We start from the raw sequence: 12,844 nt of genomic DNA, 5'->3' as shown, positions 1-12,844 counted from the left end.
AGTACAATTACTTCGCGTTCTAAACTTGTGACGAGATGGAGGAGCACAATTCGTATGATCTCGTGATTCTCGGCGGCGGAGCCGCTGCCTTTGCTGCCATCACGGAAGCGAGTGGACGAGGGCTTTCGACAGCAATGGTGAATACAGGACTCCCAATCGGCGGGACGTGCGTGAACGTCGGCTGTGTCCCGAGCAAACACCTCCTCGCTGTCGGCGAGAGTGCTGCCGCTCCGCAGGAGAATCCGTTCGAGGCGGTCAGGTACAGCGACGACGAGCCGACAGTCGACTGGGCGAAGGCACTCGACGGCACCGACGCTCTAGTCGAGCGGTTCCGGCAGGAGAACTACGTCGACGTCGCCGAGCACTTCGAGACGGATATCTACGAGGGCTACGGCCAACTGATTGACGACACGACCATCGAGATCGTCGACGGCCCCGACGAGAGGACCCAGATCACCGGCAAGAAAACGCTAGTCGCGACGGGGAGTTCACCCTGGGCACCACCCATCGACGGGCTGGACGATGTCGACTACTACACGAGCGAAACCATTCTCGAGGAACGCAATCTCCCCGAGAACATCGTCATCATCGGTGGCGGTTACATCGCGCTTGAATGGGGTCAGATCCTCCACCGAGTCGGTGTCGACATCACCATTCTCCAGCGCTCTGAGCGCGTGCTCTCGGCGATGGAAGGCCAGCTCGGACGAGAGATACAGCGCGCATTCGAAGACGAGGGGATCGACGTGGTCACCGGCAACGATTTCCAGCGCGTGCGAACGCCAGCAGCCGACGGTGGGACCGAAGCAGTCCAGTCGGGCGTCGCCGTCGAGACAGACGACGACGGCACCAAGCGGACAGTCACCGGTGACGCACTGTTCGTCGCAACTGGCGTCCAGCCAAACAGCGGGGGCATCGGACTCGAAACGGTGGGTGTCGAGACGAACGACGACGGGACTGTCCACGTCGACGAGCACTTCCAGACGACCAATCCCGACGTGTACGCTGCCGGCGACGTGATCGGTGAGCCCGAACTAGAGACGGTCGCCGCCAAAGAAGGGAATCACGGCGTCAAGAACGCCTTCGGCGACGAGGGCGTCAGCATCGACTACGATGCGGTCCCAGCAGTCGTCTTCACCAGCCCGGAGGTCGCAGCCGTCGGGACGACCGAACTCGAATATATGGACGAACACGGGACCTGTTCCTGTCGGACTATCCAGATGGAGGATGTCCCACGGGCAAAAGCCGTCAAGAACACGGATGGCCTTGTCCAGGTCGTCAAGCATCACGAGACCGACGAGATCGTCGGGGTCCACATGGTCGGTCCCCGTGCCGCCGACATGATTATGGAAGCGACGCTGGCGGTGAAGTTCGGGCTGACCGTCGACGACATCATCGACACCGTCCACCCCTTCCCGACGTTCAGCGAGGCGTTCAAACAAGCTTGTCAGGCGTTCCGGAGGGACACGTCGAAAATGAGCTGTTGTATCGAGTGATGCCCGGAAGCAAACCTTCTGGAGTTCGGCCTCCTTCCTTCGGGCAAGTGGGCTGTGTCGACGCTTGTGCGACTGCATTCCGGATCCGCGACGAGGTTTTAATATAGCTCCACCTCCTCTCGATTGAGATTCGATGCTGGAACTCTATCGGCTCCCCGGTTGTCCGTACTGTGCGAAGGCGGAGCGCAAGCTCGACGAGCTTGAGCTTGAATACGAGACCCACAATGTTCCTCCGTTCCGGTTCCTCCGGTCCGAAGTGAAATCGGTGAGTGGTCAATCCGGTGTTCCGGTTCTCGTCGATCCGGAACACGGAATCGAGGGCATGGCCGAGAGCGATGACATCGTCGCTCACCTCGAGAACACGTACGCCTGACGTGGGTACTGGAACCCATCAATCAGTAGAACTCTCTGAACGCAGTAACCTGCCATCTCCGTGTTGAACGAGACGAGTATCGCGTTGGCCGTTACCGGCGTCTTGGTCGCTGGGGTAGCGTGGGTTCTTCATCGCCGAAGAGTCGCTGTGACAACAGCGGAGATTGGAGCGACGCTTCCGTGGTTCGCCGTCATCGGTATTGCGGTTGCTGTCGGTCGCTCAACGTCCGTTTCGGGACTTCCCGCGGGTTTCCTCCAGAGTCCAACGGTGTACCTCGTCGTTGGGGCGCTCGTCGCTGGTCTGTGGGTCATCTTTGACCTCGTCGAAATCCAGCAGCGCTCGCGATGGACTGCCGGGACTGGCGTCCTCATGGCCCTGGTCGTCGGGGGAGGGACTGTCCTCACGATGGGAACACCCCAGCCGCGCGTTCTCGTTTGGAACGGTGTGGCGGTCGTACTAGCGGTCGGAGTCACCCTGCTCGTCCTGCGGACAGTCCCGAGTGGACATCGAGCCACCCACAGCTGGCTCGGTGCTTGGGTACTCTTTGCACACGTCCTCGATGCGACGACAACAGGCATCGGGCTCGAGAAACTCGGGACGACCGAACGAAATCCGATCTCTGCCGCACTCATTCAGATGGGGGAGGGAGCTGGTGTATCCGGTGTCGTCCTCTTTTTATTCGTGAAAGTCGCGGTTGCCCTGCTCATCCTGAGAGCGCTTGACCCCGGCATGAACCCGGCTGGCCGAGAGACCGTCGCGCTGCTTGTGGTGGCAGCTGGTGCTGGCCTCGTTCCTGCCATCCACAATCTCACACTATTCGCGCTTGCGATTTCCTAAACGATTCGCATCCGGTCTCGCTCTACCGTAAGTCGTCACGATAAGATGGTTTTGCACGCTCCGCTAGCGTGGGTAGTCACTCGGACACCACCTGTCGTCGTTCCGGATGCTCGAACTCGAACTCCTCAGACCGGATCATCCCCAGGGTCTCCTCGATAGACGGACGATCCCCCCAGAACGTCCCATAATAGGCGAATCGAACAGTCCCAGTCGGATCGAGAATGATCGTCGCAGGTCGATTGATATACTCGGCGTGGACGGCGTAAGCCATCGGATCGACGCCGTATTTCGCGCCAACAGCCCCTGCACGATCGAGAAGGTGTGGCCACCAAATCTCCTCGGCATACGACTCAATAAACGACTCCTCGGCGAACCAGTACTCCGGCTCAAGCTCCCGACTGACCATCACGCGGCCGCGATACTGACCGTGACACTCGATCGTCGCCACGTTGATATCTGCCTCCTGTAGTTCCTCGCGAAGCTCGAGCAGTTCGTCGAACTCGCGGTGACAGACCGGACACCAGTCGGCGAACACCCAGATTAGGACCGTCCACTCGTTGTCTCCGATCGAATCCGCGAGGTCCCATGTCCGTCAGTATCCGGCAGTACGAGTGACGGCGCAGCCTCACCGACAGTCAGCTGTTCGAACGTATCCTCGTCGAGATTTCGGTACGCTGCCTCCAGCTCGGGTTCTGCGACTTCGCCCTTTTTGATGCGGTCGACCGAAAGTTCGGCTTGATGACGGACGTCTTTCAAGTCGTCGTTCGCGTGCCGGTCACGTAGCAAGTCCATCGACTGGGTGGCACCGATTTGCCCCAACGCGACGATCGCCTGCGATCGTGCCAGTGCGTCCGGATCTTCGCGGACCACCCGTTCGAGCGACTCCACCTCGCTCTGGGATCGTAGGATTCCCAGCGCCGTTGCACAGACGTAGCGTACCTGTACGTCGTCGTCCTCAAGACCGACGGCGATTTCAGACGTTTTAGCGTCCCCGAGCCGAACGAGGTCGCGGACGGCGAGCAGTCGGACTCGCCAATCGTCGTCGTCGAGATCAGCGATACCGTGCTCTTCGAGCGTCCGATCGACTGTGAAGCTTGTCTCATCAACAGGGTGGAATGTGTGTGTCCGGACACGGTCGAGTACCGCCTCTACGGACAGTCCATCGGAGGAGCTCGCTTCGGTATCGTTCATACACCCACGAGGCGGCCGGCCCAGAAAAGGATACGCGACAGGGAGACCGAGACAGCCACAGAGATGCCGGCGAAGCGGGGTTGATCACTCAGTGCAATCAAACGCCGAGCGTCTCAGCCAGCTCGTAGAAGGTCTGGATTGTGAGATCGGGGTCGGGACCGAAAGGCTCCCACGGTGTTGATTTGCGATCCACCCAGGCGGCCTGCATTCCGGCGTGTTGAGCACCCATAACGTCGAACCAACCAGCAGTCACATGGACGATTCCGTCGATCGGCGTGCCGGTGCGTGCGGCCGCGTGTCGATAAATCTCTGCGGCGGGTTTGAACGTCCGGACCTCATCAGCGCTGATCGTGTCTTCGATGATATCGCTGATCTCGGCGTGGTCAACCATCGACTCTAACATCTCCGGATTCCCGTTCGACACGACGTAGCAGTCGTATCCACCGTCACGGAGCCGCTCGATGCCGTCCCTGACGTCGTCGAACACATCGAGTTCGTGGTATACAGCGAGGATCTCATCGCGCTCCGACGTGGAGATGTCCACACCATATACATCAAGCGCGTACTGGAGCGCGTCCCGATTCATTTCATAGAACGGCTGGTACCCACCGATAGCATTGGCGACGAATGTGTATTCGAGTGAGCGCGCACGCCAGAGTTTCGAGACCGGTTGCGGATCGTCGACACGCGCGGCGAGTGCCTTCTCTGCGGCATCAACGTCTACGAGTGTACTATACGAGTCGAAGGTGACCGTCGAGACCTGATCGGGGTCGAATCCCATGTAACACCTACACTGTGAGTCAATAGCATAACACTCCGGAAAGAGACAGTGGTGGTCGCGCTCAACCGTTCGAGGAACTAGGAGCGATAGCCGCCAAACGATACGCGTTCGAAATATGACCGGAGCCGTGGCTACGACGGTCGGGCCGTGGTTTCGTCGGGAGTTGAAAGTTGATCGCGGTCGTGGGGTTGTTCGTAATCGAGTCCCGGCCCGATCGGCGTAATTTCCCCCTGGTAGTAGCCGTCGTCTTTGATGTGCTCCATCCGCACCGTCTCGGCGAACCCTGGCGTCTGGTAGAGGTCTCGCAGGTACGGCCAGAGGTTGTCGTACTGGTGGATGTACTGTCGGTTGCACTTGAACGCCGTATGATAGCACTCGTCGAATCGGATGAGCGTCGGGAACATACGTACGTCGGCAAGCGTCAACCGGTCGCCGGCGAGGTAGCGTTGATTGCCGAGGACCTCATCCCAGTGGTCCAGCGCGTCGAAGACGTCGGTGACGGCCTCGTCGTATGCCTCCTGTGACTCCGCGAAGCCGGCCCGATAGACGCCGTTGTTGATCGAATCGTAGATTGAATCGATGATCCGGTCGATCTCGTCGCGATAGCCCTCGGGATACAGCTCACGGCCCTCGTCGCCGTAGTCGTCGAACTCGGTGGCGAACATCCGCATGATCTCGATGGATTCGTTGTTGACGATAGTCTCGTGCTCTCGGTCCCAGAGAACTGGCACGGTCACTCGACCGGTGTACTCGGGGTCGGCCGCGACGTACACGTCCCGGAGGTATTCACAGCCGTTGACTGTGTCGGGAGTACAGCCGTCTTTTTCGGGGGTGAACTCCCAGCCCTCGTCCTCCCGCCACGGGTCAACGATGTCCATCGAGACGACATCGGTCAGCCCAGCGAGGCGGCGCGTGAGCGCGGCACCGTGTGCCCAGGGACAGTTCCGCGCGATGTAGAGGTGGTACCGCCCGGCCGCCGGCTGAAATTTGGTATCCGGGGCGTCCTGGATCCAATCACGGAACGAGGTTTCAGCCCGATCGAATGCGCCACTCTCGTCAGTATACGGTCCGATATCCGTCTTCCAGTCCCCGTCGACGAGCATATTCCGACCCATATGACTGTGGAGGGGCTTCTCGCATACAATCCTGCCGCCCAGTCGTGCTCAACCAACACAACCGATGGGTGGCTCCGTTCCCATCTCAGTCAGATGAACTCGGAGTTCTGCGGGCCGTTCGTGATGTGGACCTCGAACGGCTGTGTACTGACGTCATCCTGTTCGACGAGGTGCCAGTAGGTCTCGGCCATCTCGTCGGGGTCGAGGAAGGTCTCATCCTCGCGGTCGGGGAATCGGTCACGAACGCCCGGTGCGTCGATCTGCCCGTCGATGACGACGTGCGCGACGTGAACTCCTTCGGGGCCAAACTCCTGGGCGATATCCATCGCCATCCCGCGGGCGGCGAACTTCGCGGCCGTGAATCCGATCGCCCCACCAAGACTCCGGACGGCAGAGGTTGCACCCGTGAAGATGACCGTCCCACCGCCCGTCTCGAGCATATCGCCAACGGCTTCCTGCGAGCAGACGAACGCACCTCGCCCATTGACCGCCCACGCCCGTTCGAATTCCTCAACATCCACGTCCATGAGTCCCTTCCAGGAGGCGGCACTGGCGTGATTAACGAGGATGTCGACCGGGCCGAACATCTCGCGAACCGCCTCAAACCCATCCCGGATTTGATCTACGTCGGTGAGGTCAGTCTGGACAGCAAGGCCCTCACCAGAATCTGGAAGATCGTCCGCGAGCTCCTCGAGGTAGTCCTCCGACCGAGCAAAGAGTGCTACCTGGCAGCCCTCGACTGCGAATTTTCGTGCGAGCGATTCGCCGAGTCCCGGACCGACACCAGCTATGACTGCAGTGCGAGACATACAGCTATCTATGAGTCGGGTTCACCAAAGCCGTGGTGACAGCCGTCTACTCAACGACAGCGAGGACTGGTATCTATACAATACAGATGGTGAAGGTTGGAAACGAACCTACACCGTCTCACCGAGAGTACTACATCGAGGACCTCGCGCAGAACCCATATAGCGGCTGAGAAACTACGAATTGGTAATGGACGATTCGCCCTCGGCACAGACGTACCCTCGCATCCACACGGCGCCGCGAACGGACATCTCGCAGAATCAGGGCAAGTTCCGAATCCATTTCAACTTCCCCGGACGGGCAGTCCCCCACTACGACGACCACGGCTACGGCCCGCTCGCAACCGTCGTCGAGTCGTTCATGGACCCGGGCACGCTCATCCGGATGCACCAGCACCGCAACGAGGAGATTATCTCGTGGGTCCCTGACGGCGTGATGCGCCACGATGACCGCCAAGGCAACGAACTCGTCACCGACCCCAGCCACCTGATGGTGATGAATGCTGGCAGCGGCTTCTGGCACGCCGAGGAGACGCTCGCCGGTGATCCACCACTGCGGATGCTCCAGATCTTCGTCCGCCCTCACAGCCTCGATCTCGACCCGGACATCCAACACGAGTCGATTCCCGATTCCGTTGCGAACGAGTGGCGGCACCTCTTCGGCCCCGAAGGAACTGACGCCCCACTGTACGTCCGCAACGACGTCGACTTCTACGACTGCCGCCTCGACGCCGGCGCCACGACCACGCTCCCGTCGCGACCGGGCTGGCACACCTACCTGTACGTCTTCGACGGCGCAGTTGAGGTCGGTGATGAGCTAGTCAGGTACACCGAGAGCGCACTCGTGATCGGCGACGACGACGTGGCCGTCACTGCAGCCGAGGACGCCACGGTCGTCGCGTTTACTATCAACCCTGACGCACCGATCACGCGCCAAGGCACAATCGGCCGCTAAGCCCTCGGGAGGCCGGCCACCGATGACGGATTTTTCCTTATAAGGGTGGCACTGATCCCGCGTTCTAGTGGGCTATCGAATGGATGCGGCAGCTCGCGATTGACGTGCCCAGCAACGTCCACCAGTTCGACGCGTAATTCGAGTACCTCGTCACGGTCGGCTTCGCTGATGAGAAGGCCGATCTTCGCTGATCAGAACTCGTAGCAGGCGATATCCTCGACACCGCAGCTTGGACACTCATCGGCGTCCTCTGAGAGTGTCTCCCCACAGTTTCGGCATTCCCACAGGGTCGATGTTTCTCCCTCGACAGCCCTGCGGAGTGTACTCAAGAGTCTCATCCTGGCTTCCCCGATGTACGCGCGGTTATTAACACCATTCACAGATAGCCGCCCTGTATTAAATCGGGGTCGTTGAGACGTGTTTTTTGCGCCCCCAAGGGGTGCGGCGCGATCTGAATCGGCGCAGTTGCGATAATTCAAGTCCTGAAAACCATGGCTACGAGTAGTGATTCGTCGGTCTCGTTCGAGGAGACCGATACCCGACACGACGAGATGCACAGTACCATCGAAGCGTGGATCGACGACCTCGTCGACCGCGTCGACGATGCACAAGCAAGTGAGGAGTTCCAGGAGTGGTTAGACGTCCAGAGTCGCTTCCACGACTATTCGCACCGAAATACGCTCCTGATCAAGCTCCAGCATCCAGAGGCAACGAAGGTCGCAGGCTACAACACGTGGCGGAACGACTTCGATCGGCACGTCCAGGAAGGCGAACAGGCCATCTGGATCTGGGCTCCAATCATCACCAAGCGATGTCCCGAGTGTGAGAATTCGCCCAGCTACCACGAGAAAATCGGCTGTGAGTACAACGAGACGTCGTCGGATGAGTGGTCGAAAGGCCTCGTCGGGTTCAAACCAGCACCAGTCTTCGACGTTTCCCAGACCGACGGAGAACCGCTTCCTGAACTGGAGACGGCAGCGATGGGCGACGCCGACGACCTGGTGCCAGCGCTCAAAGGAGTAGCTGATGAACTTGGTGTGTCGGTACGCATCGTCGATGCTGACGAGTGGGAGCATGGCGACGCGAAGGGAGTCTGTAAGCACCGGAGCCTACACGACCTCAACCCAGTTGTCGAAGCGAAAGCCCGAGCGAACCAGGCAGATCTCGCTGTCACGCTGATCCACGAGTACGCCCACGCGTTGCTCCACTTCGAGATCGGGGAGGAACCCGAGCGGGCAAAACGAGAAGTCGAAGCAGAAGCTGTCGCGTACATTGTCGGTCGATTTTTCGGACTCGACACGAGCAGATCTGCGTTTTATCTCGCTGCGTGACAGGGCGATGACTCAAAAGCAATTCAAGAGCGCCTCGGTCGAATCAGTTCCACCGCTCAGGAGATCATTGGATCACTCGTGGAGTAACGATTCAGACAAACTCTGGAACTCTCACAGTCGAAACTAATCGAGTGAAGTTCCGGGTGCGTTGGAAACGGTTTTTCACACCGTCGAAGGGCGACGGCGTGCGCGAACTCGTCACGTCGATTCAGCCGAAATCATGACTGAACGAACTGACGACGTCGAGACACGGAACGAAGACGAAACAGAACACGAAGAGCGGGTGTACTCTCCTGATGGTGGAGTTGTAGCATCGACTCCTGCAGCTTCGACACCTACTGAAGCTATCCAACAACCCACCATTGGCGAAGACCCGTCTCAGGAGGAACTCGAGCCTCGCACAAAGCGAGCTCGAACCGAAGAGATGGACGTCTCGCTACTCCAGAAGGGAGGAATCTACGAGGTGCAATCGGAGTCAGGGAACATCTACGAGGTCGACATTGCGAGTAAGACGTGTACGTGTCCAGATTTCACGAAGCGGAATCCAAGCGGTGGGTGTAAGCATCTACGGCGAGCCGATCTCGAAATTCGGGGAGGGAACGCCCCTCGTCCTGATGGCCGTCTCCCGGAAACGACGGACGTGATCGAACAGCTTTCAGCGGAAGTTCGTAAGCTGGAGCAAGAGATCGAAGAACGCGTGGAGGAACGGCAGAAACTCCAAACTACGGTGGGGGTTATCGAGGAGTTCTCGATTGAGTAGACGGGAGAATTAACCAACAGTTCTAAGATATCGGCCCACAACGTTGGTTAATAGAGTCGTGACCTATGTCCTATTCTCCACCAGATCCACCTCGAGAAGTCCCAGCTGACATCGTTTCGAAGCTCGATGAGCAATCCCCGGAGGTACTCCGACAAGTCGCTCGATTCGCCGAGGAACTTGCCGAACATCGCGAGCGGGAGGCACGGCTAGCTGAAAACGATGAGGATGAGGAGGTCGAAGAGCGACCAGAGGACCTTCCCGATGACGTCCCGTCGAAGGCGACGATCACGATCAAGGAAATCAATGACAACCGCTACTACTACTGGCAGTGGCGAGAAGGAGAGAAGATCCGTTCCCAGTACAAAGGTCCCGTCAGTCCCGACGAGTAGACGAGATAGAACCATAGCTGAATGTTTGTTCCAGCACCATTGAACACGTAGCAGGCGACACCCCCCAGAGTGTGAATGGGTTCAACCCACCCCACACCCCTCAGTGTGAATGGGTCCGATCAGCCCAGACAGGTGAAACTCGTAGAGAACATACCCACCCCACGTTTCCGTCGTAACTGGATGTAGGTGGAGAGGGTGCGGCTGACTTCGAAGGGGCCACACCCCCCGCGTTTCCTTCGTTTCGTCACCTGGCCAAAGTCGATAGTTGCGGAATAGAAGGTAACCTCGGATCACCTACCCCATGTTTCCGACGTATCGAGAGATACACTCTTGACTAGGGGTGTGGTGAGCGATCGAACCGGGAGCTAGGCCAAGTTTTCCAACCGGCTGTCCCGGAGGACAGATTTCAGCACGATACCGGTATCCTGCACCAGCCGGTGCTCAAGATAACTGCCTTCACCCCGACCACCACCGGTCCGAGTAGATTCAACGACACCGAGGAACGCCTGCTCTTTCAACAGTTCGTAGACGCGGTGCTCGCTGAGAGTCTTCGCGTCAGCCTTCTCTGTCGTCGCCTGATACCGTTCGTAAATCTGGTTGGTAGAGAATCCATCCTCGTTCGGATTCTCTTCGGTGAGCAGCGCGAGAGAATAGAGGATGAATTTGACCTGGGTCGTCGACCCGCGTAGCAGCTCCTCAAACCGATCGATTTCGGCCCACTCCTGGGCATCGCGAACGTGTTCCTCGACGACCGTCTCGACGTTTTCTCGCTCGGCTAGTTCGCCGGCGTGACGAAGAATCTCGATTGCCTTTCTGGCGTCACCGTGTTCTTGGGCGGCTAGTGCCGCGGTCAGCGGGATCACATCATCCGAGAGAGCGCCATCGTGGAACGCGTCCCGTCGGTGCTTCATAATCTCGCGCAGTTGATTCGCGTCGTATGGTTGGAAGACGAACTCCTCCTCACGAAGACTGGACTTGACGCGCTCGTTCAACTGGTCGCGATACTCGATCTTGTTACTGACTGCGATAACGCCCAGGTGGCAGTCCGCTTTCCCCGATTCGCGGGCCCGCGACAACTGCATAAGAATATCATCGTCATCGAGTCGGTCCACCTCGTCGAGGATGATGATGACTGACTCGTAGGCAGTATCCAGAATCTCCCAGAGATAGTCGTAGTATTCACCGCTGCCAATCCCTGCGCGCGGAATATCGAAGTCAGTCTCGTCCGTCTCGTTGAGTGAACGAGTCACCGTCCTCGCGACGCGTGTCTGTGTGTTATGCTGCGCGCAGTCGACGTAGACCGTACCGACAGACACACCGTTCGACTCCGCGGCTCGCCGAGCTCGTTCGGTGACGTGACGGGCAACCAGTGACTTCCCCGTACCCGTTTTCCCGTAAATAATCACGTTGTTGGGCGGATCACCACGAACGATCGGCCTGAGTTCAGCAGCAACGGCTTTGATCTCACCATCTCTGCCGACGATACGTCCGCTTTCAGGGACGTGACCAACCTTCAGCAGCTCCTTGCGAGCGAAAATGTTGGCTCGGTCGGGGTCGTCTTCATCAAAGTCGAAGAGGGGATCGTCAGCGGGATCCTCGTAGCGGCCGTCGAAGTCAGAGAGTTGGGACGGTTCCTCAGCCATCAATATCAGACATCGCGGATGGGACCTACTTAATGATTTGGCTACCTCGACCAGAGTGTAAATCGGGCTATGGTCGTCTTCTGATGTTTTGTCGCTGCCGTATCATCCTCACAAAGGGTCGAGTCGGTCCCGAGTGAAATCGGATTCGAAGCGTTCGTTACCGTCGCAGACCGGCACCCCTAATCCAGAGTGAAAACGCCGGACTGGAGCGGGTTTGACACACCCCTGGTCAAGAGTGAATAGCCCTCCACCCGGTGAGCAGCGTAGTTGGTTGAGACGACACCCCCCATCCAGAGTGTATCTCCCGAGCCGGGTAATCAATCATCTCTATGAGAGGACACATCGGCACTGGGTGTCTGACGCACGGCAGACACCCCTCGTCCAGAGTGAAACGCCGGTGTGACGAGCTGGGGTGGAAAGTAAACCTCGAGTGATGGTGACGAGCGTTCGTCGGCACCCCCAGTCAAGAGTGAAGACGCTGGCCAAATCTCCAACCGAAGCAAAGCAGGGTACAACCGGAACTGTCGGGATTGAGATCTTGATTCCGGTTGACGAGGAAGATCGAGAGATACCAATCCCGATTTCGGCTTTGATGCCGCTTAGCTGGTTAGCGAATAGTCAGAATAACGATTGTTCCTTCAACATCTCATAATACACTGACGACGGGATCGAACCCCCACACCCCTCGTCCAGAGTGAAACGCTACGAGAGTCCCTCGGTTGACCGGGCGGAAACCACACGACGAGTTGGCAGGGAAGTGCCGAAATCACAAGGCATGAGATGTGTATCCCTCTAACAGCAGTCGTCACACAGCCGAGGATCCTCTAAACATACCAATCTACATAGTATTACCTAGAAGTTTTATTACTACCTGCCCCTTACCACTCCCCAAGTGCATTCAGCACACAAAGGAGGACGAAGGCGGCATTCGTCCAGATGGTTTCGAACCGCTGCTCGTGTTCGCTGTTCCATTTCTTCCGTGTTCTCTCGTCTCAAGCAGTCTTTCCGTGATTCTTGCTGATCTTCTCTCACGAGAACCCCTATTTCCCGTGGACCTCACCCCACACCTCTGATTGGTTTTCACTCTGGACGAGGGGTGTGTGGGTGAGGTATTCTCTCCAGCTCCCTTCCGTGTCTCCACTCAGCATTAACCAACAAATCTCCCGATAC

Annotated in this window: 12 protein-coding genes and 1 pseudogene; 7 read left to right on the top strand and 6 right to left on the bottom strand. The window is 58.3% G+C overall.

Annotated features, from left to right (window positions below):
* The first annotated feature begins 35 nt into the window (after positions 1-35).
* From merA to OB916_RS08345, 3 genes are all read left to right on the top strand, one after another.
* Positions 36-1,493 (top strand): mercury(II) reductase, encoded by a 1,458-nt coding sequence (merA, locus tag OB916_RS08355; RefSeq protein ID WP_315908836.1) that lies wholly within the window; start codon positions 36-38, stop codon positions 1,491-1,493.
* Positions 1,494-1,626: 133 nt separating this feature from the next.
* A complete protein-coding gene (locus OB916_RS08350; RefSeq protein WP_315908835.1) occupies positions 1,627-1,866 on the top strand; it encodes a glutathione S-transferase N-terminal domain-containing protein in 240 nt (79 codons plus the stop codon).
* Between the two features lie 60 nt (positions 1,867-1,926).
* Positions 1,927-2,703 (top strand): DUF63 family protein, encoded by a 777-nt coding sequence (locus tag OB916_RS08345; protein WP_315908834.1) that lies wholly within the window; start codon positions 1,927-1,929, stop codon positions 2,701-2,703.
* A gap of 76 nt (positions 2,704-2,779) precedes the next feature.
* Here OB916_RS08345 and OB916_RS08340 read toward each other — a convergent pair whose 3' ends face one another.
* The 5 genes from OB916_RS08340 to OB916_RS08320 form a co-directional block, all read right to left on the bottom strand.
* Positions 2,780-3,238, bottom strand: coding sequence for a peroxiredoxin family protein (locus tag OB916_RS08340; RefSeq protein ID WP_315908833.1), 459 nt, complete (start codon positions 3,236-3,238; stop codon positions 2,780-2,782).
* 5 nt (positions 3,239-3,243) lie between these two features.
* The gene (locus tag OB916_RS08335) at positions 3,244-3,894 is read right to left on the bottom strand and encodes a HEAT repeat domain-containing protein (RefSeq protein ID WP_315908832.1); all 651 of its coding nucleotides are present in this window, start codon (positions 3,892-3,894) and stop codon (positions 3,244-3,246) included.
* Between the two features lie 97 nt (positions 3,895-3,991).
* Entirely contained in the window at positions 3,992-4,675 is a 684-nt protein-coding gene (locus OB916_RS08330; RefSeq protein ID WP_315908831.1) for a haloacid dehalogenase type II, read from the bottom strand.
* A gap of 131 nt (positions 4,676-4,806) precedes the next feature.
* Entirely contained in the window at positions 4,807-5,790 is a 984-nt protein-coding gene (locus tag OB916_RS08325) for a glutathione S-transferase family protein (RefSeq protein ID WP_315908830.1), read from the bottom strand.
* Between the two features lie 89 nt (positions 5,791-5,879).
* The gene (locus OB916_RS08320; protein ID WP_315908829.1) at positions 5,880-6,599 is read right to left on the bottom strand and encodes an SDR family NAD(P)-dependent oxidoreductase; all 720 of its coding nucleotides are present in this window, start codon (positions 6,597-6,599) and stop codon (positions 5,880-5,882) included.
* Between the two features lie 187 nt (positions 6,600-6,786).
* On the opposite strand from OB916_RS08320, the gene OB916_RS08315 reads away from it, so the two are divergent.
* From OB916_RS08315 to OB916_RS08300, 4 genes and pseudogenes are all read left to right on the top strand, one after another.
* Complete coding sequence (locus OB916_RS08315; RefSeq protein ID WP_315908828.1) at positions 6,787-7,551, top strand: pirin family protein; 765 nt, start codon at positions 6,787-6,789, stop codon at positions 7,549-7,551.
* 491 nt (positions 7,552-8,042) lie between these two features.
* A pseudogene (locus tag OB916_RS08310) lies at positions 8,043-8,969 on the top strand (DUF955 domain-containing protein).
* Positions 8,970-9,102: 133 nt separating this feature from the next.
* Positions 9,103-9,642 carry a hypothetical protein gene (locus tag OB916_RS08305; protein WP_315908827.1) on the top strand — a complete coding sequence of 180 codons (540 nt, stop codon included), beginning with the start codon at positions 9,103-9,105 and terminating at the stop codon, positions 9,640-9,642.
* Between the two features lie 65 nt (positions 9,643-9,707).
* Positions 9,708-10,031 (top strand): hypothetical protein, encoded by a 324-nt coding sequence (locus OB916_RS08300; protein ID WP_315908826.1) that lies wholly within the window; start codon positions 9,708-9,710, stop codon positions 10,029-10,031.
* 365 nt (positions 10,032-10,396) lie between these two features.
* Here the strand turns inward: OB916_RS08300 and OB916_RS08295 are convergent, their stop codons facing one another.
* Positions 10,397-11,674, bottom strand: a complete 1,278-nt coding sequence (locus tag OB916_RS08295) for a Cdc6/Cdc18 family protein (RefSeq protein WP_315908825.1) — start codon at positions 11,672-11,674, stop codon at positions 10,397-10,399.
* Between the last annotated feature and the right edge of the window lie 1,170 nt (positions 11,675-12,844).

This window comes from Halapricum hydrolyticum, assembly GCF_025517535.1.
In the GTDB taxonomy this organism is placed as follows: domain Archaea; phylum Halobacteriota; class Halobacteria; order Halobacteriales; family Haloarculaceae; genus Halapricum; species Halapricum hydrolyticum.
This window is presented reverse-complemented; position numbering and strand designations above follow the sequence as displayed.